The organism is Anaerovibrio lipolyticus LB2005, from assembly GCF_000621545.1.
In the GTDB taxonomy this organism is placed as follows: Bacteria; Bacillota; Negativicutes; order Selenomonadales; family Selenomonadaceae; genus Anaerovibrio; species Anaerovibrio lipolyticus_A.
Genome location: NZ_JHYA01000007.1, coordinates 23277 through 49130, shown reverse-complemented (window position 1 = coordinate 49130; position 25854 = coordinate 23277). Strand labels below are relative to the sequence as shown.

The 25854-nt window shown below is 44.0% G+C and carries 23 protein-coding genes, 1 tRNA gene and 1 other annotated feature; of the genes, 2 read left to right on the top strand and 22 right to left on the bottom strand.

What is annotated here, in order from left to right; translation table 11 throughout:
- Positions 1-25: 25 nt before the first annotated feature.
- The 7 genes from T355_RS0107710 to rsmD form a co-directional block, all read right to left on the bottom strand.
- Positions 26-1195 (bottom strand): PIN/TRAM domain-containing protein, encoded by a 1170-nt coding sequence (locus T355_RS0107710; RefSeq protein ID WP_027397243.1) that lies wholly within the window; start codon positions 1193-1195, stop codon positions 26-28.
- A 110-nt stretch (positions 1196-1305) separates the two neighbouring features.
- A complete protein-coding gene (locus tag T355_RS0107705) occupies positions 1306-1797 on the bottom strand; it encodes a CarD family transcriptional regulator (RefSeq protein ID WP_027397242.1) in 492 nt (163 codons plus the stop codon).
- A gap of 308 nt (positions 1798-2105) precedes the next feature.
- Entirely contained in the window at positions 2106-3485 is a 1380-nt protein-coding gene (gene radA / locus T355_RS0107700) for a DNA repair protein RadA (RefSeq protein WP_027397241.1), read from the bottom strand.
- 171 nt (positions 3486-3656) lie between these two features.
- On the bottom strand, positions 3657-4106 hold the full coding sequence (locus T355_RS0107690) for a CtsR family transcriptional regulator (protein ID WP_027397240.1): 450 nt from the start codon (positions 4104-4106) through the stop codon (positions 3657-3659).
- Between the two features lie 225 nt (positions 4107-4331).
- The gene (locus tag T355_RS0107685; protein WP_051555462.1) at positions 4332-4850 is read right to left on the bottom strand and encodes a hypothetical protein; all 519 of its coding nucleotides are present in this window, start codon (positions 4848-4850) and stop codon (positions 4332-4334) included.
- 45 nt (positions 4851-4895) lie between these two features.
- Positions 4896-5375, bottom strand: coding sequence for a pantetheine-phosphate adenylyltransferase (gene coaD / locus T355_RS0107680; protein WP_027397238.1), 480 nt, complete (start codon positions 5373-5375; stop codon positions 4896-4898).
- Positions 5372-5938: a 16S rRNA (guanine(966)-N(2))-methyltransferase RsmD gene (gene rsmD / locus T355_RS0107675; RefSeq protein WP_027397237.1), complete on the bottom strand. Its 567-nt coding sequence runs from the start codon at positions 5936-5938 to the stop codon at positions 5372-5374. Before rsmD ends, coaD begins: the two co-directional genes overlap by 4 nt.
- 350 nt (positions 5939-6288) lie before the next feature.
- On the opposite strand from rsmD, the gene T355_RS0107670 reads away from it, so the two are divergent.
- Both T355_RS0107670 and T355_RS0107665 read left to right on the top strand, forming a co-directional pair.
- A complete protein-coding gene (locus T355_RS0107670) occupies positions 6289-7866 on the top strand; it encodes a DUF4127 family protein (protein WP_197019569.1) in 1578 nt (525 codons plus the stop codon).
- A 63-nt stretch (positions 7867-7929) separates the two neighbouring features.
- Positions 7930-8005, top strand: a tRNA-Gln gene (locus T355_RS0107665).
- 63 nt (positions 8006-8068) lie between these two features.
- Here T355_RS0107665 and T355_RS0107660 read toward each other — a convergent pair.
- From T355_RS0107660 to T355_RS0107585, 15 genes are all read right to left on the bottom strand, one after another.
- Positions 8069-8938, bottom strand: coding sequence for an Asp23/Gls24 family envelope stress response protein (locus tag T355_RS0107660; protein ID WP_027397235.1), 870 nt, complete (start codon positions 8936-8938; stop codon positions 8069-8071).
- Positions 8939-8964: 26 nt separating this feature from the next.
- Positions 8965-9792, bottom strand: coding sequence for a PHP domain-containing protein (locus T355_RS0107655; RefSeq protein ID WP_027397234.1), 828 nt, complete (start codon positions 9790-9792; stop codon positions 8965-8967).
- 71 nt (positions 9793-9863) lie between these two features.
- Entirely contained in the window at positions 9864-10640 is a 777-nt protein-coding gene (locus tag T355_RS0107650) for a TIGR00282 family metallophosphoesterase (protein ID WP_027397233.1), read from the bottom strand.
- Positions 10641-10654: 14 nt separating this feature from the next.
- Positions 10655-11173: a hypothetical protein gene (locus T355_RS0107645; protein ID WP_027397232.1), complete on the bottom strand. Its 519-nt coding sequence runs from the start codon at positions 11171-11173 to the stop codon at positions 10655-10657.
- Between the two features lie 113 nt (positions 11174-11286).
- A complete protein-coding gene (locus T355_RS13940; protein ID WP_051555460.1) occupies positions 11287-11970 on the bottom strand; it encodes a lipid-binding SYLF domain-containing protein in 684 nt (227 codons plus the stop codon).
- 54 nt (positions 11971-12024) lie between these two features.
- Positions 12025-12843 carry an acetolactate decarboxylase gene (gene budA, locus T355_RS0107635; protein WP_027397231.1) on the bottom strand — a complete coding sequence of 273 codons (819 nt, stop codon included), beginning with the start codon at positions 12841-12843 and terminating at the stop codon, positions 12025-12027.
- Positions 12844-12927: 84 nt separating this feature from the next.
- Positions 12928-13101: a hypothetical protein gene (locus T355_RS15270; RefSeq protein WP_155851693.1), complete on the bottom strand. Its 174-nt coding sequence runs from the start codon at positions 13099-13101 to the stop codon at positions 12928-12930.
- A gap of 184 nt (positions 13102-13285) precedes the next feature.
- Entirely contained in the window at positions 13286-14560 is a 1275-nt protein-coding gene (locus T355_RS0107625; protein ID WP_027397230.1) for a zinc ribbon domain-containing protein, read from the bottom strand.
- Positions 14561-14762: 202 nt separating this feature from the next.
- Positions 14763-16298: a ribonuclease Y gene (gene rny / locus T355_RS0107620; protein ID WP_269318800.1), complete on the bottom strand. Its 1536-nt coding sequence runs from the start codon at positions 16296-16298 to the stop codon at positions 14763-14765.
- Between the two features lie 156 nt (positions 16299-16454).
- Positions 16455-16904: a D-aminoacyl-tRNA deacylase gene (gene dtd / locus T355_RS0107615; protein ID WP_027397228.1), complete on the bottom strand. Its 450-nt coding sequence runs from the start codon at positions 16902-16904 to the stop codon at positions 16455-16457.
- Between the two features lie 284 nt (positions 16905-17188).
- Positions 17189-18859, bottom strand: a complete 1671-nt coding sequence (locus T355_RS0107610) for a 2-isopropylmalate synthase (RefSeq protein ID WP_027397227.1) — start codon at positions 18857-18859, stop codon at positions 17189-17191.
- Between the two features lie 100 nt (positions 18860-18959).
- Positions 18960-19216 (bottom strand) — a binding site (T-box leader).
- A 142-nt stretch (positions 19217-19358) separates the two neighbouring features.
- Positions 19359-21926: an ATP-dependent chaperone ClpB gene (gene clpB, locus T355_RS0107600; protein WP_027397226.1), complete on the bottom strand. Its 2568-nt coding sequence runs from the start codon at positions 21924-21926 to the stop codon at positions 19359-19361.
- A 176-nt stretch (positions 21927-22102) separates the two neighbouring features.
- The gene (locus T355_RS0107595; protein ID WP_231483009.1) at positions 22103-23449 is read right to left on the bottom strand and encodes a sensor histidine kinase; all 1347 of its coding nucleotides are present in this window, start codon (positions 23447-23449) and stop codon (positions 22103-22105) included.
- Positions 23421-24095: a response regulator transcription factor gene (locus T355_RS0107590; RefSeq protein WP_027397224.1), complete on the bottom strand. Its 675-nt coding sequence runs from the start codon at positions 24093-24095 to the stop codon at positions 23421-23423. The genes T355_RS0107595 and T355_RS0107590 overlap by 29 nt, the downstream gene beginning before the upstream one ends.
- Positions 24096-24269: 174 nt before the next feature.
- The gene (locus T355_RS0107585; RefSeq protein WP_027397223.1) at positions 24270-25778 is read right to left on the bottom strand and encodes an IMP dehydrogenase; all 1509 of its coding nucleotides are present in this window, start codon (positions 25776-25778) and stop codon (positions 24270-24272) included.
- Positions 25779-25854 lie beyond the last annotated feature (76 nt).

Here is a 25854-nt window from a genome sequence, read left to right as displayed (position 1 = left end):
CTTTAGTTTTTGAATCAAACAATAATCAAACCACCGGTTTGGCAAAAATCATTCTGCCAGCAGCAGTCTGCAGAGCAGAAGTAACCTCCACCGTAATGTTTTCGTTAATGTACCGACGACCATTTTCCACCACGATCATGGTACCATCCTCCAAGTAAGCCACGCCCTGGCCTTGTTCCTTTCCTTCACGAACAATCTGAACCTTCATGCTCTCACCTGGAATAGCCACTGGCTTAATGGCATTTGACAGCTCGTTGATATTAAGAACGGAAACACCTCTAAGCTCTGCCACCTTATTAAGGTTATAATCATTGGTTATGATTTTTCCCCCAGTAAGCTGCCCCAGCTCCACCAGCTTGGAATCCACTTCAGTAATATCATCAAAATCGTGATTTACAATCTCAACCTGAGAACCGAATTCATTTTGAAGCTGCTGTAAAATATCCAGTCCACGTCTTCCACGAACTCGCTTAAGGGAATCTGACATATCAGCTATATGCTGTAATTCCTCCAGCACAAAAACCGGAATCAGCAGCTTGCCATCTATAAACCCAGTACGGCAAATATCTGCAATGCGTCCATCGATGATTACGCTGGTATCCAGCAGCTTGCAAGGAATCTGAGATGAAGCAAATTCCTTAATGGCATCAAGGCCTGCCCCTTTAATCTTTTTATTGTTGCGAGATTGTTCCATATGCTGGCTGGTTTCCTTGAAAAATCTAGGGAGCTTGCCAATAAGGTCACCTAATTCCTTCTGCTTACGAATAACTATATGAATCCCTAAATAACCAAAAACGATACTGAAGATACCAGGAATATAATCTCCCACAACTGGTATCTTGGAAAATGCTATACCTAACAAATTAGCAATTATAAGTCCTATTGCCAGGCCAATAAGTCCAGCTATAACATCATGCAATGGCATTTTGTTTAGCTGCCCCTCAACCCAGACTGAAAATCTCTGAAGCTTTGAAGCGAAATAAGGTGATGTGGTGTAACCTATTGCTGCACCAGCTGCAATACCCAACACTAGAAATATCAGATGAGCCGCTGTCATCTTGAAGAGGCCGAGCTCACTCTTTAATACCTCTGTACTGATAAACTCCGTCAAAAACGGGCTGGCAATATGCATTGCAATACCGCCAATAATCGCCAGCAATGCAACCACAAATACTCTTAAAACTTTTTCCAACATCTTTCTCACCTCCTTTACCACATAATTTAATATAAAATGAAAAGTGGCTGCGATACCATTACCCAACGCTATGGCAGTGCAGCCTAAATCTTTCCATTGCAACCATAAAATCAATTTTCTCGCTCTAACATCTTCTGAAGCCATGCTTCAGTCGTCTCCATGGTGCCATCCAGGACATATACCATTTCCGTCAAAAAAATCTGCTTCGCCGTATCTAATAGGCGACGTTCGCCGCTGGATATTTTTTTAATCCTGTCCTGAAGCGCAAGATTACGAAGGACAGCGGCTACTTCCAAAATATCACCAGTCTTTAAACGGTTCAGGTTTGCATGAAACCTTTTATTCCAGCTTCCTACAGCCTTGACAGGGTCGCCCTTAAGCACTTCTTCGATCTTATCCACCATGTCAGTTGGGCTGACCTCTCGCAAACCAACCTTATCAATATTATCAGCAGGAAGCATAATTCTCATTCCGCCGATGGGCATCTCCATGACATAATACGACTTCATCTGTCCTTGCCCCATAACATCGTACTCTTCAATGCCAGTGATTTCTCCAGCACCATGCATCGGGTACACTACCCGGTCACCAATCTGCAGCAAACATTCACCCCCTATCGACATCTCTACACGTAAAATTATACCAAAAATTTCGTCAATAAAAAAGAATGAATTTTATCATATAAAAAAAAATATGTCAAGAAACGACACAGGGGCAATTCCCTGTCGCACGTCACCGTAACTAAAACTTTGTATTGCTATTAACAATAGCGAAAAAAATCATAACTCGCTTCGCTCAAACAGATGATTTTTTCCGCTAAAGCAGAAGAAAAGCAATAAAAGTTTCTATACGTTACGGTTCCTAATTGCTCCAGGCAACCGCCCCTGTGTCTTTTATCCGTATATATTTGCTATCTTGGCATAGCACTTGATAATGCTTCCGTTATATTTGATACTCCATAAAGTGTCATATCAGTAAACTTTTTATCAGCCAAAAGCTGCTCATAATTTTTCTGAGGCAGTACGATACTCTTGAAGCCAAGGCGTTTTGCCTCCCGAACTCTGTTTTCGGCCTGACTTACAGCGCGAATTTCTCCAGAGAGCCCTACCTCACCAAAGGCCACAGTAGCGGGGCGAAGGGGTCTGCTGGCGAAGCTGGAGGCCATGGCAACACAAATCCCTAAATCAGCTGCCGGCTCATCGATGCGGATTCCCCCCGCAGCCTTTACAAATACATCACATGCCCCCATGGCAAGATGAACCTTCTTTTCAAGGACCGCCAACAAAAGCTGCAGTCTTTTTAGATCCACTGAATCGGAAATTCTCTTAGGTGGCACATAGGGTGTCTTGGCCACCAGGGCCTGAATCTCCACCAACAAAGGTCGTGTTCCCTCCACCGTTGGCACAATTACGCTGCCATTATCATCCTGACGCTCAGACAAAAACAGCTTCGAGGCATCGGAAACATCCACAAGGCCTACATCACGCATTTCAAATACACCAATTTCATTGGTACTGCCGAAACGGTTTTTTATGGCCCGCAGCATACGGTATTCGGCATTATTACCACCTTCGAAATAAAGCACCGTATCCACAATGTGCTCCAGAACCCTTGGCCCAGCCAAGGTCCCATCCTTGGTCACATGTCCCACGATAAAGGCTGCAATACCATTTGTTTTTGCTACACGCAGGATTTCCACAGCACACTCCCGCACCTGGCTGACACTGCCCGGAGCACTTTGAATATCCGGGCGGAATACGGTCTGAATAGAGTCAATAACCAATACATCTGGTTTAAGATCAAGAATATGCTTTTCTATAACCTCAAGATTTGTCTCGCTTACCACCATCAAAGTATCCGAAACCGCATCAATACGGTCGGCACGCATACGAACCTGCTGTACACTTTCCTCGCCTGTGACATACAGCACCTTTCGGCCATCTCTGGCCTCATTGGCACATACTCTAAGCGTAAGACTTGACTTTCCTATTCCAGGATCACCTACAATCAGCACCATGGAGCCCGGTATCAAACCGCCTCCCAGCACCCTGTCCAGCTCAGCAGAACCAGTGGTGATGCGGGGCATTTTTTCCAGCACCACATCGCTGATGGGACAAGGCTTGCTCTGATTGGAAAGGCCCAAATTTAGCCCTCTCTGTTTTGTATTATCAGGCTTTATTACCTCTTCCACCAATGTATTCCATTGACCGCAGCCAGGACACTTTCCCAGCCATTTAGGAGTATCATAGCCACACTCCTGACAAACAAACATGGTCTTTGATTTTGCCATTACCGCTGCTTCCCTTTCCCGATAAACGGCTTAGCCAACAGCTTAAGAAGTGATCTGAATAACCATACCACCGCTATGCCAAAGCTAAGCAAAAAATTAACAATCCCCTTTAGAATGCCCCCTTCTGTGGGAGCCAATTTGTTTCTGCCCATAAGCTTATCACGAAGTCATTTAACGGGAAAATTCCGCCAGGGTTATAAACAACGTCTTTAGCATATTTACCCTGTCCTTAGTCTCCATACCATCATAGGCACAGTTTGCCGCCTGAATAACCAGAGCTCCCTCACGGGAATTAATCATCTGATGTTGAATAAGATAACGTACCATGCCCTTTATTTCTATAAATTCTGTATCAGCGTCAATCTTGCTGATCATGTCCTCATAAATAATATTCTGCAAAGGCACACGCACAATACGGATAAAGCCACCAAGCCCACGGCGGGATTCTACGGCAAACCCCTTGTCATGAGTAAAGCGGGTATTCAGAACATAGCTAATCTGGGAAGGCGCACAGGATATTTCGTCTGCTATATCGGTACGCCTCAGTTCCACCTGACCATTCTGCTGTTCAGCCAGCCGACGCAGGATATATTCTTCAATTAAATCTGCAATATTGCTCATAAGCTCACCTTCTTATACAATTAATTGATTAATTGACTATTTGACTTTATTATAACGCAATTGTTCAGATTTTGCCACAAGCAAAATTACCTCTGTCATCGTTTCGTCGAGGCATTAGACTCGACATAACGCAATTGTTCAAATTTTGCCATAAGCAAAATTACCTCTGTCAAAACCAAAAAAGGATGCCGCATCTGCGACATCCTAATCAAAACATATTCTATATTACTGCTGATTATTAAGCTGACCCTTGGCCTCCTGAACAGCCTGCAGGGCACTGCCCACAGTCTCCAGTACATGGTCAAAAATTTGGTTGGCATAATCATCAGCACTGGTTCTGAGCTGAGTAGCATACTGCTCAGTTTCATCCTTCATCTGCTGAGCGGCAGCCATAGTCTGATCCATAATAGCCTTTTCCTGTTCCTTGGCTCTCACAACGATTTCATTCTCGTCAACTGCCTTCTGGGCATAAGCATTAGCACGCTCAATGGTCTGCTCAGCCTCACGCTTCGCACCATCTACCAAACGCTCTGCTTCCATCTGAGCTGCACTGATAATCTCATCACGACGATTGACAATATCTCCTGCCTCCTGAATCTGCCGAGGAAGCTCACTCCTCAAAACATCCATCAGGCGAAACAGCTCTACGTCATCTATCATAACTTTATCCAAAAAAGGAACTCGATTGGAAGAAGCAACCAAATTCTCAATTTCTTCTAAGATCTTATCTATTTCCATTTCCATGAGCCCAAACCCACTTTCTTAATTATAATCTACCTTATTAGGATATCATTTATTGTTAAAATGTTCAATAGCTATTAAGACCGATTCTGGTACTAACGTGCTAATATCGCCACCGAATTTGTGCATTTCCCTTATCACTGAAGAACTTACATAAGACAATTTGGGCTTTGTCAACAGGAAAAATGTATCCAGCTCAGGGTGCATGCTCTTTATAATCTGTGCCTGTCCCTGCTCATACTCAAAATCAGTAACGGAACGAAGGCCACGTACAATAACCTGGATATCATTCTCAATCATATAATCCGCCAAAAGCCCATCAAAGGAAACCACTTCCACGTTTTCCATATCCGCTACTGCTTCCTTAAGGGCTTTCACCCTGGCTTCCACCGGCAGAAATGACTGCTTTCTGATATTGTTAAATACCCCTACCACCAGCCGGTCAAATATTTTGGCAGCTCTTTTTATTATATCGATATGACCATTGGTAACTGGGTCAAAGCTTCCTGGAAAAATTGCTGAACTCATTTGTCCGCACCTGCCTTCTTGTACTCGAAAATATAAATCTGGGTTGTTTTGCCATATTTCTGATTTCTCAAAATTCTCATGTGGGGAAGCTCCGGAATATTATTCTCATCCCCACCCATCTCGGCAATAATCAAAGCATCATCTGCCAGAATATCACTGGAATCCAGCCATAAAAGAGCCCTCTCCCATAGCCCCAAATGATATGGCGGATCACAAAATACCACATCGAACTCCTTTCCCTGAGTGGAAAGACGTTGCATTATGGCAAATACATCACCTTTATAAATCTCTGTTCTGTCCGCCAAATGTGTATGCTCTGCATTGTATTTCAAAATATCTGCTGTAGCCTTATCGACCAGGCAGGCATGCTCCGCCCCACGGCTAAGTGCCTCCAGCCCCAAGCCTCCAGTACCGGCAAATATATCAAGTATTCTCTTGCCTACGACCTCGCGCCCCAAAATACTGAACAGTGACTCCTTTACCCTGTCAGATGTTGGGCGGGTATTCATTCCTTTGGGTGTTTTTAAATTGCATCCCCGGGCCGAGCCAGTAATTATACGCATATAGAAACCTCATTACATTATTTTTTCCTTCATAATTCTAACACAAAATACTGCCACAAAAAAATATTAAAATTTTCATGTTATTTCCATAGTCTTCCATGGTTTTTCCATATTTCTTTAGTATTATATGACCATAGCAAATCGCTATACAACCCATTTTTTCATATTCCATCCCTCGAAAAGGAAGCCATTGCCCGTGGCTTCCTTTTCTTTTGCTTTTAAAGGGTATATTTTACACAGATAGGGTATAATATAGCAAGAATTTTTATTAAATAACAGAGGCTAATATGAAAAGATACATTCCTATATATCTAACAATAATATGTATTTTGCTTGGATCAGGATTCCTCATGTCACAAAAGCAACAGGGAGAAATAATAGATCAGATGCCAGCAACCACCAAGAAGGTGTTACTGGTACCTCTGGACAGCCGCCCACCATGTGGACAGCTGGTGGCAGACAACGGCCGCACCGCCGGCGTTGAAATTATCCTCCCCCCAAGTGAAACCATGGACTTTTACACCCTGCCGGGAGATACCTCAAAAATGCGGAAGTGGCTTTACGACGAAATAAAGAACTGCGACGAAGCCATTATTTCCATCGACCAGCTCCTTTACGGAGGGCTTATAGCATCCAGAAATAAGACCATAAAGGATGAGGATATCACTGCTCTGGCAGAATATCTGAAAAAGCTGCATGGAGATAACCCTAACATAAAAATACATGCCTTTTCCATTCTCCCTCGCATGAACCCTCCTGATTTTGTGGAAAAATATCAGGACCGCAAAAAGCTAATGGAATGGTCTCGTCTGGTTCACAAATACGATGATAATCCCCTGTCTGAAACTGCTGAGAAAATCCAAATACTGGAGAGAGAAATTCCATCAGAGCAAATAAAAGCATATACTGAAATATATAACAGAAATCTACGTCTTAACTGCCTGCTGGCAAATCTTGTAGCTGACGGAACACTTGAGGATCTGACCTTTGGACAGGACGACGGCGAAGTCTACAGCCTGCCAAATCTGAAGCTAAAGGAATTCATGCACTATCTCCACAAAAATCAGATTGCTAAAGACAAGCTGGCCATTTTGCACGGTGCCGACGAGGTTGCCCTGTCCATACTGACCAACATTATATCGAGGTCAAACAGCTTCAAGGTATATGTGGATTACAGCAGTGAAAAAGCCGCCACGAAAGTGATGCCCTATATGGCTATCTGCAATCAGGATACAGCCCACGAACGCTTGAATTTTCATCACGACGTTATTGTAAGCACCCCTGAAGAAGCAGATTATATTCTCTTTATAAGTGCCACAGATGAAGAAACCATGGATAGGCGACGCTACAACGCAGAAAAGCTGTTAGACTATCAGCAAAGAGGAAAGCCAGTGGCATTAGTGGATTTAAGCAAAAACTTCATAGCTCAGGAGGCACTTTTGCCTATCCTCATAAAGGAAGGTTATCCCGTAAATTCCCTAATAGCCTACGCTGGATGGAACACTGCCAGCAACTCCATAGGCACAGCCGTATCCCAGGCAGAAATATATCTTACTGCACTTAATCAAGGCTTGGAACAAGATAGCGTAGTATATAGCAACATAAACAATCTCAACAATCGAATTTGCGAAGACTATTATTATTTGAAAGATGTAATTGATCTGGTGAACATCAACCTTAAGAAAAAGGGTTACAGCAACGTATACGATCTGGATTTGGAGCACAATTATAAATGGGCAGTGGATATGATGGAAGCCGCCATGAATCAACGGCTTGTTCAATATAAGACTTCAGATGCTTTCACCAAATCTTTTTGGCTAAAAAACACTGAGTATACTGTAACTGATATGCAGATAAGCTCATATTTCCCTTGGCCAAGGACCTTCGAAATAAATCTAAAGGCTTCCCCAACTCTTCGTAAAAAATAAGTAAATTATTCTTGACAATCCCCTTTCTTTCACTTATACTAATTATCGTTGTGAAAACAGCATAGGGGTATCGCCAAGTTGGTAAGGCACTGGATTCTGAATCCAGCATTCGTAGGTTCGAGTCCTGCTACCCCTGCCATATAAAAAACTTAAGGGTTCTGCTAATGCAGAACCCTTTTTTGCTTTCTAAAAATTGAACATTTCATATATTTTTCGGCTGTACAAACAGTGCTTTAATGGTGATATTAACCTTTTTCACTGCCATACCTGTCAGTCGCTCTACTTCTTTCTTAATCTCCATCTGCATCTGCTGAACCAAAGTAGGTATGTGCTTGCCAAAGGATATGATAACTGCACAATCAAGCTCTATACCTTGAGATTCATATCCCACTGCACCATCCCCCCGATACACATGACGCACCTCTGCATCAGCCACCTTGGTAACATTTCCGCTATCTGTGAGAATACGACGCACGATGGCCTCAATACAGGAATCATCAATAATCAGCTTGCCATAATAGCTGAATACCGGGCGGACAATGGATTTTTCTCCCAGCAGGTGGCGCTGACGACGCTTCTGTTCATCCTCTCTTTTTACCATGGACTTCAAAGAATCCACTAAATACCCGGAAAAATGAGGCTTCAGTTCAATGGTAGGCACCGGAATAACGTGCTTGCCCTGCTCCAAACGATGCTTTCTGGCCTTATCCATCTCTCCCTGGGTAGCAATATCCTCAATGTGAACGAACTTGGATATCTCAGGCAATTTAAGGGCCTTGGCAATCTTAATAACCATATTTTCCGATGTTCCCAAAATGAGAATCCGCTTTGGCTGGGTCTCCTCAATAGCCCTGCTTACTTCCTTGGCATGGCCTGGCAATACGAAAATAGCCCTTTTAACAGCCAGCACCTTATTCTGCTCCTTCTTGGCAGAAGTACCAGCAATTATCTTGCCATCTTTAATGAAAAGACCATCATCAATAATGGCATCGGCCTGATTATTGTGGGCTACCAAAAGAGCTCTATGACTTTTTCCTGTCCCGCTGGGACCAACAAATGCAATAACGTCCATGTAACCACCCCTATTTAACGGCTTGTTCACATCCCTGGTTCGCGATAAATCTCAGCTGCATAGCTGTCCTCAATAACAAACTCGCCTAAATTTTCAGGCAAACGGCCAGGAATACCGTGAAAATCAGAACCGCCAGTAATCATAAGATTGTATTTATTGGCCATATCTATATAACGCTGAGTATCCTCAGGACTATGCTTTGGATAAATGGCCTCTACCCCTTCAATGCCTTTCTTAAGCAGCTCCTCCACCAGCTCATCATCGTGAATCAATCTTGGATGAGCCAATACGGGAATTCCGCCGCTTTGTTTTATTAAATCAATAATCTCCTCAGGCTCCAACAGGAAATGCGAAACATAAGCAGGACATCCCTTGCCCAACACCTTGTCAAAGCACTCCTTCACTGAGCCGAAGGCTCCCTTCTTCATCAGCGCCTGTGCAATATGGGAGCGACTTATAGAGGTGCTGTCGCCGGCGATTTCCAAAACATCCGTCTCGGAAATATCATAATCCAGCTCCTGTAATTTCTGCACTATACTGGAAAAGCGCAACCATCTGGCCTCCACCACATCATTAAGCCTATCAGCCAGCACCTTGTCATAAATATCAATGTTATAACCAAGAATATGAATTTCATGTAGCTCGTGATGAGCACTGAATTCAATTCCCGGAATAATTTTTATACCCTTGGCAGGATATAGACCTGCCTCATATAACTGACGGATACCATCAACAGTATCATGATCAGTTACTGCAATATAATTAAGGCCAGCAGCCTTAGCTGCATCAACCAGCTCCTCAGGAGTCAAATGACCATCAGAACTGGTAGTATGCATGTGTAAATCACTAGACATGATTTTTCTCCCCATAACATACTTTAGCATAATATATTCGTAGAAAAGAACTAAATATCCTGCTAAAATACTTATTCTTTAATCAGAATCCGCTCAACGCCCACTGGCTTATTGGTAGCATCATCAATTTCCACCACAATGGCCGAATACACAGCTGGTCCATCTGCCAAATCAAATCTTGCAGGCATACAGGTGGTAAATTTCTTGATGATAATATCGGATTTTACCCCCAGTACGGAATTCCACGGTCCAACCATTCCCAGATCGGTAATATAGGCTGTACCCTCAGGCAAAATGCGCTCATCAGCAGTCTGGATATGGGTATGGGTCCCCACCACCACCTGCACACGGCCATCGAGATAAAAGCCCATGGCCATCTTTTCCGAAGTAGTCTCCGCATGGAAATCCAAAATCTTTATATCCGCCTGATCCCCAATCTCAGACAACACATCCTCAATTTTCTGGAACGGGCAGTCCATCTCAGGCATAAAAGCGCGTCCGGACATATTAATCACTGCCAGATTTTTTGCTTTAAACGGATACAGGCACCAGCCCTTGCCAGGAGCCCCCTCAGGATAATTAGCAGGGCGAACAAGATAAGGATCAGTATCTATAACCTCATATACCTCACGCTTATCCCAAATATGATTGCCCGAGGTCACAATATCTGCTCCACCCGCATAAAGCTCATCAAGGGATTTACGGCTTACCCCTTTTCCAGCAGCAGAATTTTCACCATTTACAATAACTACATCTATATTATTTTTTTCGCGAAGCTCCTTGGTGTACTTCTTGAAAGCCTTACGGCCTGGACGTCCCACCACATCACCAACAATTAAAATCTTCACAGACAATACCTCATTTATATTAAATCATTGTCATAAACCATGACCCTGCCCTCTTCACGGACTCCCACCATGGACTCAGGAATCTTGTTTTCCTTTAGGAATCTGATGCGATGATCTATCATTTCCGACTGCATGTAGATCAAATCCTCATCAGGATTTCTCACCTCATCGGTTATGATAATATCAGCAAATTTTTCCTTTAGCAAGCTAACAATCAGACCAACCTCTCCTCTGGAAAGACTGGCAATATCTCTATATATTTGCAGAGAAAAATTCTCGTATGTAAATCCCAATTTTCCACCACTGGTATGCTCAATATTATGATAAAGCATAAGGCTGTCTTCAATAAGTCGTTCAGCCTCTTCAAATTTTTCTTTCTCAGGAGCCTCCCTTACGGAAATCTCCATAATAACAGCCTTCTCCTTGGAGTCCAGGCGAATCTTGGAAAATTCAGGGAAACAGATAAGAAGCCCTGCCACCAGCTGTACGCTATCCATGCTCACTTCACTCTCAGTGCCGTTAGAATAATCCATATTTCCCGCCTCCTTTGCAAAACAGTATAAAAAAACTCCAAAGAGCCGGCTAATGCCGGCTCAATTATTTCTACTTACAATACTCTTATATTATACCATATTTCCCCAGAGCTTTATGTATTTTTTACATCATTTAACTTTTTGTCTGGATAAATATTGGTCCCCTTAATGGATGCGTCCAATGCCAATCCCTTTTTGGTTATCTGGTAAACCCACAATCCATCATCTATAACAGTGGCACCTTCCAGTGAGGCACCATCTTCGCCGTCATTAGCAGCTGCTTCTGCAGAACCGCCAACCTTCCAGTCATCCTTGGTAAAGGAGTTCCAGGCTTGCTCATTGGCAATGACAAATACCAGATCATATTCCTTTACGCCGAGTCCTATGCCAACCCCCGCTTCACTCATCCGCATATATACCCGTTCTCCGGTATTATTGTTGATGGCCACCCCTCGTCCGTGAGCACTTCCGAAAAGTCCCAGCTTCATACCGGTATTACTAAGAGTGGCATAGGCGTAAGATTCGCCAATAACCCGCTGGGCCGATGGAACCTTTTCATATAGGCGTTCCAAGGCTTTTTGTGACAGCTCATCAATTTCAGCCCGCTCTTTTTGAGCCTTTTCAAGCTGTTTGCGTTCCTTTTCAGCTTTTTTATCAAGTTCCTTTTGTTCTTTTGACGTGTTGGTCGTTACCGTTTCTGTACCATTATCATTATTGGCCGCATATACGGGCATAGGCAACATCACACAGAGCAAAAATACCAGAGACATCGTCATAAAAACCTTTAAGTAACGCATATAATCCTCCCTATCCTTGCATATACTATTGCTATTTTACCAAAACCTTGCATTTTATTTCATGCCTGCCTGTTTATCCTGCTCCGCACTTCGGATTTCCTCTTTCATATCCTTTGCCAGGTTAAATTCATGAAAATGCTTATCATCAGGCAACATCATGGTAAATTTGTCGGTTTTATCAAAATGTACAGTGCCTTTATTCAATGACAGCTCCAAAATATGTCCACCCTGTTTTTTATCATCGGAGATAAAATGGAAATGCCATCCAGGTGTATTAAGGCCGCCCATATAGTTTGGACAATACAGACCAACCAAAGTACCCTTAATATTCTTTGCCGTAAATTCCGTCTGCTTTCCCTTTAGGGCTTCCAATAATGTTGGATAAGGTTGCTGGCTGCCATACTCACTACGAAACAGTATGGAAGAAAATTCAGCATGCATTTTCACCATGTAGAAGCTATTTTCACCGTATTCCTTTACGGCCTTATTCAAGGCATTTTCAAAGGCAGTTTTATCTGCAACATTGGTTAAATCTAAGGCTACATCATCATCAAACATCGTCACAGTAGCGTATGGCACTACCACCTTATCATCAGCCACAACGACTCTGCCATCCCCCAAAGCCTGATAAACGGTTCCATCCAATACAATCATTTCGCCATTTACCCCTTCAAAGGTTCCGATACCAGTATCCCCGACGGCTCTTATATCCTTTACTTTAATTGTGCCCCCTAAATAGCCCTGGGCCAAGGATTGCAGGAGAGCTACCTGATTAATGCTTTCCCGCTCCACAAGAGACGGAGTGGCATTTACCACACTTCCAGCTAAAAGACCGGCTAACAGGGTAACTGCTATCTTTTTCTTTATACTCATAATACTCAACCTCCACAATACAGTTATTAACTTCCGTTAATTTCGCCATTAGCCGTAAACATTCCTCTATTTTGATTATTTATTTTACTTATAACGCCTATATAATCGTTCCTTAGCTTCGGCTATGGAAATAGTTTCACTTCCTTCTATTCTGTACTGCTCCGCCGTCATAACTTTTTTCCTTAAAACGATTATCTCATGCTGTCTTTCGGAGTTAGTAGTATCATTATCTTCTTCCATAGGCATAAAATGTGCCATGTTCACCCCTCCAGATTATAAAAGCAACGAAATGTAATTTAGCTTACCATTCTATATTGACATACGAAATGCAAAAAAGGTTTACCACAATCAACTCGTGTAGTCCTTTCATAATATACCCCCAAACTTGAAATTTATATTTGACTATATGGCTCTATACATTGCATCCCCAAAGTCACTCTTCTCATAAATTTTTAATATTTGTAAGTCGCTCTTTCTCAGCCTTATACTTTGCCATGAAGTTATCATAGGAAGCTTGAATCTGTGGATCCATTTCCTTTGCCTTTTGTTCCACACGGCCAGCGGATACATAGTAATCACGGAATTGGAGATTAGCAGCGATACGCATCTGTTCACAATAACGAATTGATTCACTTAAAATATCTATCAATTCAGAACGCAATGCTTCGGTTCCCGCCGGAGCACTTAAACCAGATACCTTATTTTTTACCCCTTGCCTTGCAGATTTTACATTATCTAACTGGCGGAAATAATCCATCCAAAGCATATCACCTTTACGGGCTGTCTGAAGTAGCTGATGCATATCAGTTTTAGATGTATCATATTTCTGTATTGCATCATCCATGGCATTGAAGAATTTCTTCATTGCCTCAAGTTTTTCCATTTTCTCCTTATTAATCTTGCGTTGTTCTGTAACAATATTCTGCAAATGCTGATAAAGCATTGTAATATCAGAAGCTGTAGTCAAGCTTGTATTAGGAACAGAAATATCAGCACTCAATGTCTTTATAGCATCTGTATCATTCTTAACCTTCTCCAAAAGTGCATCATTATCTGGGGTTATAGGATTTGAACATATTGTTATAACACTGTCAAAAACTGAACTTTCTTTCTGAAGAAGCTCAATTACATCTTTATGTTGTTTTTCGTAATTTCTAAACGGTTTCATCCCGGCAAATGTCTCTGCCAAGGCATCTATCTCCTGCTTTTCCTGTTCCAAATCCTTCTTTAATTGCCCCACCTGTTCTTCTTTTACACTTGACATTGTTACATTATTGACAAGCATGTCATGAGATTCCGATAAAGTTCTGGAAACAGCACCATAGTTTTTTAAATAGTCATCTTCACTCATGCCACGGAAAAATAAAAATGATGCTATACCAACAATCAATGTCAATACTACACCTATTATAAGAAAGCGTTTATTATTACCTTCTGCCAGCCATGCCTGGAATCCTGTTAGTTCTTCATCATTGTAATCGTAGTTTTCTGGCGGAGATGGCTTGGTTGAAACCATAGATACATTACGAACCGCTGGAACACTATTTTTAGCAGTACCGCATTTACTGCAAAAACTGTCGCTTTCGTCATTATTGGCACCACATGAAGAACAAGTCCACCCTGCAGCAGCAGTTGAAGCTACTTTAGCTCCACATTTTGGGCAAAATACAGCTTCTTCATCGAGTTTATTTCCACATTTATGACAATACTGCGCCATGCTTATCCCTCCAAATTACATAAGTAACATAATAAGTATTAAACTCTTTTTCTGTTCTTTATTCGATATTACTTCTATAAATCCTTTAATTATTTTTAACAACATGGGACGTGGTTTCCATGGCATTATAAACGCAACCAAAAACCGGTGTAGTGCATCATTTATTGATGAACCACACCGGTTTTAATTTTGTTATTTAATATTATTTTGCGTAATCTACTACGCGGGTTTCGCGGATGATGGTTGCCTTGATCTGGCCTGGATATTCCAGCTCAGCCTCAATCTTCTTAACGATATCATGAGCAAGTGCAACTGCTTCCACATCATCAACCTTATCCGGCTTAACCATTACGCGGATTTCGCGGCCAGCCTGAATGGCGAAGCAACGCTCAACACCATTGAAGGACTCAGCGATTTCCTCGAGACGGGTAAGACGCTTCAGATAAGTTTCAAGGCTTTCACGACGGGCACCAGGACGGGCTGCAGATACAGCATCCGCTGCTGCCACCAGAACTGCCTCAACAGTCATAGGCTCCTCGTCGCCATGATGAGCGGCGATGGCATTAATAACATTCTTGGACTCTCTGTACTTCTTGGCAATATCAGCACCAATAGTAACATGAGTACCCTCAACCTCATTGTCGATAGACTTACCAATATCATGGATAAGACCTGCACGCTTTGCCAGCATAACATCTACGCCCAGCTCTGCAGCCATCATACCAGCCAAGTGAGAAACCTCAATAGAATGATTCAGTACATTCTGACCATAGCTTGTACGATATCTCAGACGACCCAGCAGCTTAATCATCTCTGGGTGCAGGCCATGAACACCAGTATCAAAGGTTGCCTGCTCGCCGGCTTCCTTAATACGCTGCTCCACCTCACGGCGGGCCTTGTCAACCATTTCCTCGATTCTTGCTGGATGAATACGGCCATCGGTAATTAGCTTTTCCAGTGCGATACGTGCCACCTCACGGCGAACAGGATCAAAACCGGAAAGGATAACAGCCTCTGGGGTGTCATCAATAATCAGGTCAATACCAGTCATGGTTTCAAGAGCGCGAATGTTACGGCCCTCGCGACCGATGATACGGCCCTTCATTTCGTCATTTGGCAGGGCTACAACAGAAACTGTAGTCTCTGCAACATGATCAGCAGCACAACGCTGAATTGCCAAAGAAATAATATTTCTTGCCTTCTTTTCAGCCTCGTCCTTAGTCTGCTGCTCATATTCCTTAATCATAATGGCCTTTTCATGCTTCAGCTCTTCCTCTACCTCTGCCAACAACATGTTCTTGGCCTCTTCAGGAGAAAGACCGGAAATACGCTCCAGCTCTTCCTTCTGCTTTTCATGCAGCTCCGTAATCTCAGCCTGGCTCTTTTCCAGCTTGGCCTCCCGAGAAGCAAGGTTCTCCTCCTTCTTCTCCAGGGCATCAATCTTGCGGTCAAGATTTTCTTCCTTCTGAACTATACGGCGCTCATGGCGCTGAATCTCGGAGCGACGCTCACGAGTATCCTTATCAAGCTCCTGACGCAGACGATGGACATCCTCCTTCGCCTCCAGCAGCTTCATTTTCTTTGCTGCTTCACCTTTTTCCTCAGCATCACGAACGATACGCTTTGCTTCTTCCTCAGCAGAACCAATCTGCTGCTCGGCTGCCTGCTTACGCATCATATATCCGCCAAAGCCGCCCAATACCAGGGCAACAACAGCTGCTCCAACTATTTCAATGATAATAACACACCTCCCTACTAATTTTTAAGCCTCTCTAAGCATTAATTATCATTATTTTTGACTGGAATGGTTTACCCAGCCATACTATTTTATTTTACTGAAATATGCAAATAGTGTCAAGGAAGGCAGGGGCTAAAGCATCACTAATTTAGCCTATTATTTGCGCCATTCGGCAGTATCAAACAATAAGGTTACAGGGCCATCATTTTCGGAAGAAACCTTCATCATAGCACCGAATTCACCATGCTCCACCCTAAATCCCTTTTCCCGGCAAATGGACATGAATTTCTCATAAAGAGGTATGGCTATATCAGGCTTGCCTGCTCCTGAAAAGCTGGGACGGCGCTTTTTCACATCGGCAAACAAGGTAAACTGGGACACCACCAGCAAGCTCCCACCCACTGCCTCCAAATTAAGATTCATCTTGTCCTCTTCATCAGGAAAGATACGGCAGTTGCAGATTTTCTCCGCCATAATAGCCGCATCCTCCTCTGTATCATCCGGGCCAACCCCCAGCAATACCAAAAAGCCCTTATCTATAGCTCCATGAATTTTACCATCAATTTCCACGGAAGCAGAATTAACACGGGTAACAACAGCTCTCATTTTTTCCTCCTGCTTACTGACAATAATAAAGAGGAGCAAAATACTCCTCTTAAAAGTACATAATACAATTATAGTGAATAATATGGGACGAGGACAAGTAGATAGCGCAGTTAAGTTTCGGTGCGTTAAGAAACTATTTTTTGCATTCTTACACATTGAGAAAACATCCATTGTTTGAGCGAAGCGAGTTTGGATTTTTCTCAATGACTAATTAAAAGCAAAACAATAGTTTTAGCAACGAAACTGTGCGATAGATACTTGTCCTTGTCCCTGATAGTTTCGTTTTATTTTCCAGCCTTCATTCTGTTCATGGCACTAAAGAGAGCCATTATGGACGCCGTGATAATATCTGTATCCATACCAGCACCCCATGTTATCTTGCCATCTGTGCCTGTAATACCAATATAGGCCATGGCCCGTGAATTGGCACCGATTTCCAAAGCATGCTCACTGTATGTCAGGTCTGTGTATTTTATATCGGTATTCTCCTGAATAGCGTTAGACACTGCATCCAGACGGCCGTTACCGCGGGCATTGAAGGTTACCATCTTACCGTCGATTTCCAGATCAACAACGCCACAGCGGCTGCCATCCACATCCTTTCTCAAAGTAAAATCAATGAGCTTATATGGAGTCTCCACATTTACATAATTATCATGGAAAATCTGATAGATTTCATCCGGCATAAGCTCCTTATGCTTGTGGTCAGATACACTCTTTACGCAATAGCCAAAATCCTCGCGCATCTTCTTAGGCATGGTAATGCCATATTTCTGCTCCATAATAAAGGCCACGCCACCCTTGCCGGACTGGCTGTTAATACGGATAACATCCCCATCATATTCGCGGCCCACATCGTGTGGATCAATAGGAAGATATGGTGTAGTCCAGTGGTCAGGATCCTTTTCATCACGCCACTTCATGCCCTTGGCAATAGCATCCTGATGAGAGCCGGAGAAGGCGGCAAATACCAGAGCCCCGGCATAAGGCTGACGAGGTGGCACCTGCATACGGGTTACCTTTTCATAAAGATCAACCAGCTTTGGCATATCGGTGAAATCCAGCTCAGGATCAACTCCTAAAACAAACATATTCATGGCAAGAGTGACAATATCCACGTTACCTGTACGCTCGCCGTTTCCAAAGAGAGTACCCTCAACGCGGTCAGCACCTGCCAGCAGCCCCAGCTCTGTATCTGCTACGCCACAGCCTCTGTCGTTGTGCGGATGAAGTGAAAGCTCCACTGCATCACGATATTTAAGGTTCTGGGAAATATATGCCACCTGCATGGCATATACATGGGGCATGGACATTTCCACAGTTACCGGGATATTAATAATGGCCTTGTGATCAGGAGTTGGCTGCCATACATCCAATACCGCATTACAAACCTCCAGAGCGTACTCTGGCTCAGTGCCAGTAAAGCTCTCTGGGGAATACTCGAAGCGATAATCTGCCCCAGCCTCTTCCGTCAGTTTCTTTAACAGCTTGGCACCATCCACGGCAATCTGCTTGATTTCTTCCTTGGACATTCTGAAAACCTGCTGACGCTGGGCCACAGAGGTGGAATTGTACACATGAACAATGGCGTTCTTTACACCTTCCAGTGCCTCAAAGGTTTTCTTTATAATATGCTCACGGGCCTGGGTCAGCACCTGAACCGTTACATCATCAGGAATAAGATTATCCTCTACCAATTTGCGCAGGAAGGTGTACTCCGTCTCGGAAGCAGCAGGGAAGCCAACTTCGATTTCCTTAAAGCCTACCTCCACCAGCATCTTAAAGAACTCTATCTTTTCATCCAAACTCATAGGAATAATAAGGGCCTGGTTGCCATCTCGAAGATCCACAGAACACCATTTAGGTGCCTTTTCCGGATGTTCCTTGTACATCCAGCTCATATCTGGCTTTGGTGGCATATAATACCCCTTGGAATATTTTGTAAAATTCTTCATTATATTCTCCCCCTATGTTGTATTGCCTTCCCCTATGGGAAAGGTGGCACGCGAAGCGTGACGGATGAGGCCAGCTTGCAATAAAAAAGCCTCTCATCTCCAAAGAGACGAAAGGCTGTCTTTCGTGGTACCACTCAATTTCGTGCCAAAGCACGCACTCAACGGATACGGTCAAACACCATGACTTCATATCCCCCTGATATAACGGTCAGACCCGGCGTCACCTACTATCACCTATAAGATGAATTCAGCTGGCTGTTCAAAGGCCAGTTCACAAAAGCTCACCTGCTGTCTCACACCTCCCGACAGCTCTCTGAAAGGCTCCCTTATGCTAATATTCCTCATCAACACATTCTCATATTTACTTACCCGTTAAATATATCACACCCATAGGTGTTTTTCAAGAAATTTTATAAAAAATATGGGTATCTGTAAAGTTTTTGTCCTCTACAAATACCCATTTGTTTATCTATTTGCAATTATTACATTGCAAGCCACCTTATTTAAAAGAAATATGTCCATCTGTCACTGTCATAGCTACATTATCTCCTTCTGCCACATCTCCTCGGATTATAGCCTTGGAAAGCTCCGTTTCCACTACACGGGTCAACAGACGGCGGAGAGGTCGGGCACCGAAGTTTGGTTCATAGCCCTCATCGGAAAGATACTGCAATACCTCATCATCCCAGCTGAGAGTAATCTTAACCTGCTTGCTTACACGCTCGTTGAGGTTCTTCAGCATCAGATCGGCAATCTCCCTTACCTGTGCCTTTGCCAAAGCCTTGAATACCACAATATCATCCACACGGTTCAGGAACTCAGGACGGAAATAATCCTTCAAAATTTCCTTTACAGCTGCCTCAGCCTCCTCATAATCCTTATTAAGAATCTCATGGGAGCCCAAATTTGAGGTCATAATTATTACGGTATTCTTGAAGTTTACCACACGTCCCTTGCCATCAGTAAGACGGCCATCATCCAAAATCTGCAGCAAGACATTAAATACATCACGATGTGCTTTCTCAATTTCATCCAGCAAAATAACACTATATGGCTGACGGCGAACTGCTTCCGTAAGCTGTCCACCTTCCTCATAGCCCACATAGCCAGGAGGCGCACCGATAAGACGAGCCACAGAATGCTTCTCCATGTACTCACTCATATCAATACGAATCATACTACGCTCAGAATCAAAGAGCGACTCTGCCAGTGTCTTGGCCAGCTCAGTCTTGCCCACTCCAGTAGGACCAAGGAATATAAAGGAACCAATTGGTCTGTCTGGAGCCTTGATACCAGCACGGGCACGGAGTATAGCCTCACTTACCACCGTTACAGCCTCGTCCTGACCTATAACCCGCTGATGCAGATTGTCTTCCAAATGCAGTAATTTTTCACGCTCGCCGGTCATCATCTTGGTAACAGGAATACCAGTCCAACGGCTGACAACCTTGGCAATATCTTCCTCGCCAACCTCTTCCTTCAAAAGCTGTTCATCACCGGCCTTGGCAGCCATTTCCTCCTCCTGCTCCTTAAGCTGTTTTTCCAGCTCCGGCAGTTTGCCGTATTTAAGCTCAGAGAGGCGGTTAAGATCATAGTCACGCTCTGCTGCTTCCATTTGACTGCGGACTGCATCCATTTCCTTCTTTATACCACGGATACGGAGAATGGCCTGGTGCTCAGAATCCCATTCCTCCTGTAAGGCCTCCTGCTCCTGCTGAAGCTGGGCTTTTTCCTTTTGAATAGCTGCCAGTTTTTCCTTACCAGCCTCATCTGTTTCCTTCTGCAGGGCCTGTTCTTCAATTTCCAGCTGTAAAATCTTACGACGAACCTCATCAAGAGGAGCCGGCATAGACTCAATTTCTGTACGGAGCTTGGCCGCAGCCTCATCCACCAAATCAATGGCCTTATCTGGCAGGAAACGGTCAGATATATATCTGTCTGAAAGAACTGCCGCTGAAACCAGAGCCGCATCACGAATTCTTACTCCGTGATGAACCTCATAGCGCTCCTTCAAGCCACGGAGAATGGAAATTGTATCCTCCACACTTGGCTCACCAACCATAACCGGCTGGAAACGACGCTCCAGGGCAGTATCCTTTTCAATGTATTTGCGGTATTCATTTAATGTTGTGGCACCAATACATCTAAGCTCACCGCGGGCCATCATTGGCTTCAGGAGATTTCCTGCATCCATAGAGCCCTCGGAAGCCCCTGCCCCGACAACGGTATGAACCTCATCAATAAAGAGAAGTATCTGGCCGTCAGATTTTACTACCTCATTAAGCACAGCCTTTAAGCGCTCCTCAAACTCACCACGATACTTGGCTCCGGCAATAAGGGCACCCATATCCAGTGAGTAAAGGGTCTTGCTCTTTAATGATTCAGGCACATCTCCAGCCACAATACGACGGGCCAGGCCCTCCACAATGGCAGTTTTACCAACACCTGGCTCACCGATAAGCACAGGATTGTTCTTGGTACGACGGGACAAAATCTCAATTGTTCTACGTATTTCCTCATCACGGCCAATTACAGGATCCAGCTTCCCCTGACGGGCCACTTGGGTCAGATCACGGCCATATTTTTCCAGTGCCTGATAGCTTTCCTCCGGGTTGCTGGAGTTAACATTCTGCTTTCTGTTTTTCTTGATGGAATCCTTCACCTTGCCGCTGGTAAGTCCGAAGCTCTTGCAAATCTCTCTGGCCTCATCCCCACCATCCTCGCAGATGGCAAGCAGCAGATGTTCAGTGCTGATATAGGAATCTCCCATCTTGCCAGCCAGCTGTTCAGCCTTGGCCATAACCCGTCCCAGCTCAATGCTCATGGTCAGACGGTCCTGTCCCTTGACGCTAGGAATCTTCTTTAAATGTTCCTCAACACTGGTCTGCAACATTCTGTTATCCACGCCAGCCTCCTGGAAAATAGTTCCAAGAAGTCCCTCAGGCTCCTGAGCCAGTGCCATAAGCACATGCAATGATGTGATTTCCTGATGATAACGAAGTGCCGCATTCTGTTGTGCGGACTGTAAGGTATTTAAAACTCTCTGAGTGTATTTTTCCTGTTCCATATTCCGCTCCCTCCATTCTCCATGAAAGTGATATTTAGTCTTCTAAGGTTATTATAGCTTAATAAGTCAAAAAGTCAATTAATATTTTAGACTTTTTGACTTTTATGATAAATGAAAAAAAAAGCTGTCCTCTCCTTGCTTTTGAGAAAGAACAGCTCTAAATTATGCATCATAATTTAATTTTTCTTAGGGATTTTCAAATTTTTAAGGGTAACCTTGAAAACCGTCCCCTTGCCCAGCTCACTGTCCACGTCTATATTACCGTGATGCGCATCAACGATAGTCTTGGCAATGGCAAGTCCCAGTCCATTGCCCCCCATGGAGCGGGAGCGGGCCTTATCAACCCTGAAGAAACGCTGAAAGAGCTTATCCAGGTCCTCAGCGGATATACCAATACCATTATCCCTTACAGAAAAATGAATACCGCCTAAATTGCCCAGCCCTTTACCATCATAGGACAGGGTGACAGTTCCACCTTCAGGAGTGTACTTCACGGCATTATCCACCAAAATCAGCATTAGCTGCTGAATCTTCTGCTCATCCCCTCTGTACATAACCTCACCAGAGGCATTTACATTAAGGGTAATATTCTTCTTTTCCGCCAATGGCTGCATTTTGCGGCCCAGCTGCTCCATCATGGCGATAATGTCAAACTCCTTGATGTCCAGAGATTCAGCGTTATTATCAGACCGGGCAATCTGCAAAAGAGAGCCCACAAGGTTGGACATCTTCTTAACCTCATCCTTCATGTCCTGAATTACCTGTTGCAGGAATGGCGACTGAATGGATTTGTCGTTGGAAAGGAGGTCCGCCGACGCCATAATAACACTAAGGGGGGTCCTAAGCTCATGGGAAGCATCTGCTGCAAACTGACGCTGCCTTATATAGGCCTGCTGCATATTGGCCACAACCCTGCCAGAAACCACATGTCCCAGCATAATAGCCGTAAGCAGTGCAATAAAGGAAATGGCCCCATAAAAATACGTAGCCTTTTTTATACCCTTATAAAGAGCCGACACGTCCTTGCCCAAATAAACCATACCGATTTTCTCGCCGGTAACCAGGCGTACATCACAAGCAGTCATCATCAGCACCTTTGGCTTGTCCTCATCCTGCTGTTGAACGTATATAGCCACTTCACCAGTTGGCACATCACCATGCTTTATTACCTCCAGCACATCATCCTCTATACGCTCCGGTGCCCTGGAATAATTCTGCAGATTACCATTTTTGTCATAGGTGTAAAAAAACATTCTCTCCCGCTTTCCCAGATCATCGTTGCCCACATAAACGCCATTGCGTATCATTGTGGACTCCGTTTCCGATACTGCGTGTACCGTTTCAGAAAGCTCCCTGGCCTGCTCTGATGTTACTGCCCATTCCATTGTCTGATGAGCCAAAAAAATAATTATGATGAACAAGCCAAACATCAACAGGGAATAGGCAAAGGTGAGCCTCATGCGGCTGCGGGAAAACAAGCCGCCAAACTTTAACCTATTTTGTTTCCAGTTTATAGCCAACACCTCTAATCGTGCTGATCATAATCTTACCATCAGCAGTATCCAGCTTTTTACGAATAAGTTTTACATAGGAATCGATGTTATTTGAGCTAACATCAGACTCAATACCCCAGATGCGGTCCAAAATAATTTCACGGGGCACAACGATGCCAATATTCTGCACCAACAAATCAAAAATCTGGAACTCTCTTGGAGAAAGCTGTATCTCCTGCTCTCCCTTTAAAAGCAGCTTGGATGTGCGATCCAGGGTAAATCCCCCTAACTCCACCACATCCTGCTGAATCTTCTGGCTGCTGCGGCGACTAAGAGCACGCAGACGGGCCATAAGCTCAGAAAACTCAAATGGTTTTACCAGATAATCATCCGCACCTGCATCAAGGCCGGTAACCCTGTCCTCCACTGCATCACGGGCAGTAAGAAGCAATATCGCCTTCTGATACCCCTCAGCACGAAGTCTACGGCAGGCATCCACGCCTGTTTCCTTGGGCATCATCCAGTCCAAAATCAGCACATCATAATCATCGTACATTGCACATTCATATATCATATCACCAGTGGTAACCCACTCAGTATTGATACCATCCTGCTCCAGCATATACTGGGTGAGCTTTCCCAGCTTCATATCATCCTCTGCCAACAAAACCCGCATATATATCACCTCATTGTTATCTGTCAAAATAATCTATTTAAACACCATGGAGCCACCGCTCCACTGTACTAATAATAGTATCATATTTTGAAAACTTTATGAAATAACAAGTAACTTTTCACCATGTAAAAAAGGACTGCAACCACTACAGTTACAGTCCGTAATAATTACTTTTTAAACATTTGAACGGGTAAACTGATCACGCAGAATTACATCATGGGAACCGCCCTCTACAATGGAAGTAGAAGATACCAGAGTCAGACGTGCCTTCTCCTGAAGCTCAGGAATGGTAAGAGCACCGCAGTTGCACATGGTAGAGCGAATCTTGCTGAGGGTTACACCTACATTATCATGGAGGGAACCGGCATAAGGTACATAGGAGTCAACGCCTTCCTCGAAGGACAGCTTCTTGGCACCGCCCAGATCATAGCGCATCCAGTTACGGGCACGGTTGGAACCCTCGCCCCAGTATTCCTTATAGTAGGTACCATTAATCTTAATTTTGTCAGTTGGGGACTCATCGAAGCGGGAGAAATATCTGCCCAGCATCATGAAGTCGGCACCCATAGCCAAAGCCAAAGTCATATGATGGTCATGTACGATACCACCGTCGGAGCATACAGGAATGTATACACCTGTCTTTTCATAATACTCATCACGAGCCTTGCAAACATCAATGAGAGCAGTTGCCTGGCCACGGCCAATACCCTTGGTCTCACGGGTGATACAGATGGAACCGCCACCGATACCGACCTTGATAAAGTCTGCTCCAGCCTCTGCCAGGAACATGAAGCCATCACGGTCAACAACATTACCGGCACCCACCTTTACATCCTCACCAAAGTGCTCATGGATGTACTTCAAGGTTATACGCTGCCACTCAGAGAAGCCCTCGGAGGAGTCAATACACAGTACATCAGCACCAGCCTTCAGCAGAGCAGGTACACGCTCAGCGTAGTCACGAGTGTTGATACCGGCACCAACGATGTAACGCTTGTTGGAATCAATGAGCTCCAGCTCGTGTTCCTTGTTGGCAGTATAATCCTTGCGGAATACCATATATACAAGGCGCTGATTTGCATCTACCAATGGCAGCATGTTCAGCTTGTGCTCCCAAATAAGGTCGTTGGCTTCGGACAGGGTGGTGTTTGCACCAGCATAAACCAGCTTGTCGAAAGGAGTCATAAACTCAGAAGCAGGAGTGTCCATAGTCATGCGGGTAATGCGATAATCACGGGAGGTTACGATACCCAGCAGCTTGCCTGTTGGTTCACCATTCTCGGTAACTGCCATAGTAGAATGGCCGGTCTTCTCCTTCAAATCGAGAATCTCACCCAGGGTGGTGGAAGGCATGATATTGGAATCGCTACGAACGAAACCGGACTTAAAGTTCTTAACCTTAGCCACCATAGCTGCTTCTTCTTCTATTGTCTGAGAACCATAGATAAAGGACACGCCGCCCTCACGAGCCAGTGCAATAGCCAAAGTGTCGTTGGATACGGACTGCATGATAGCAGAGGTCATAGGAATATTCATAGAAATCTTTGGTTCTTCACCCTTCTTGAACTTTACAAGAGGAGTCTTCAGAGAAACATTCGCAGGAATGCACTTATCAGAAGAATAACCAGGAACTAATAAATACTCTCCAAAAGTGTGTGATGGTTCTTCAAAATAGAATGCCAACTTAATCCCTTCTTTTCTGTAAATTTTTAAATATATTTCAGCCTTTAAACCCAGTCGGGTCAAAAGATATTGTTAC

What these genes read in the sequence shown, in the direction of transcription:
- T355_RS0107710 (WP_027397243.1), bottom strand. Translation starts at nt 1,195, where the DNA reads ATGTTGGAAAAAGTTTTAAGAGTATTTGTGGTTGCATTGCTGGCGATT.
- radA (WP_027397241.1), bottom strand. Translation starts at nt 3,485, where the DNA reads ATGGCAAAATCAAAGACCATGTTTGTTTGTCAGGAGTGTGGCTATGAT.
- T355_RS0107690 (WP_027397240.1), bottom strand. Translation starts at nt 4,106, where the DNA reads ATGAGCAATATTGCAGATTTAATTGAAGAATATATCCTGCGTCGGCTG.
- T355_RS0107685 (WP_051555462.1), bottom strand. Translation starts at nt 4,850, where the DNA reads ATGGAAATGGAAATAGATAAGATCTTAGAAGAAATTGAGAATTTGGTT.
- coaD (WP_027397238.1), bottom strand. Translation starts at nt 5,375, where the DNA reads ATGAGTTCAGCAATTTTTCCAGGAAGCTTTGACCCAGTTACCAATGGT.
- rsmD (WP_027397237.1), bottom strand. Translation starts at nt 5,938, where the DNA reads ATGCGTATAATTACTGGCTCGGCCCGGGGATGCAATTTAAAAACACCC.
- T355_RS0107670 (WP_197019569.1), top strand. Translation starts at nt 6,289, where the DNA reads ATGTCACAAAAGCAACAGGGAGAAATAATAGATCAGATGCCAGCAACC.
- T355_RS0107660 (WP_027397235.1), bottom strand. Translation starts at nt 8,938, where the DNA reads ATGGACGTTATTGCATTTGTTGGTCCCAGCGGGACAGGAAAAAGTCAT.
- T355_RS0107655 (WP_027397234.1), bottom strand. Translation starts at nt 9,792, where the DNA reads ATGTCTAGTGATTTACACATGCATACTACCAGTTCTGATGGTCATTTG.
- T355_RS0107645 (WP_027397232.1), bottom strand. Translation starts at nt 11,173, where the DNA reads ATGGATTATTCTAACGGCACTGAGAGTGAAGTGAGCATGGATAGCGTA.
- T355_RS13940 (WP_051555460.1), bottom strand. Translation starts at nt 11,970, where the DNA reads ATGCGTTACTTAAAGGTTTTTATGACGATGTCTCTGGTATTTTTGCTC.
- budA (WP_027397231.1), bottom strand. Translation starts at nt 12,843, where the DNA reads ATGAGTATAAAGAAAAAGATAGCAGTTACCCTGTTAGCCGGTCTTTTA.
- T355_RS15270 (WP_155851693.1), bottom strand. Translation starts at nt 13,101, where the DNA reads ATGGCACATTTTATGCCTATGGAAGAAGATAATGATACTACTAACTCC.
- T355_RS0107625 (WP_027397230.1), bottom strand. Translation starts at nt 14,560, where the DNA reads ATGGCGCAGTATTGTCATAAATGTGGAAATAAACTCGATGAAGAAGCT.
- dtd (WP_027397228.1), bottom strand. Translation starts at nt 16,904, where the DNA reads ATGAGAGCTGTTGTTACCCGTGTTAATTCTGCTTCCGTGGAAATTGAT.
- T355_RS0107610 (WP_027397227.1), bottom strand. Translation starts at nt 18,859, where the DNA reads ATGAAGAATTTTACAAAATATTCCAAGGGGTATTATATGCCACCAAAG.
- clpB (WP_027397226.1), bottom strand. Translation starts at nt 21,926, where the DNA reads ATGGAACAGGAAAAATACACTCAGAGAGTTTTAAATACCTTACAGTCC.
- T355_RS0107590 (WP_027397224.1), bottom strand. Translation starts at nt 24,095, where the DNA reads ATGCGGGTTTTGTTGGCAGAGGATGATATGAAGCTGGGAAAGCTCACC.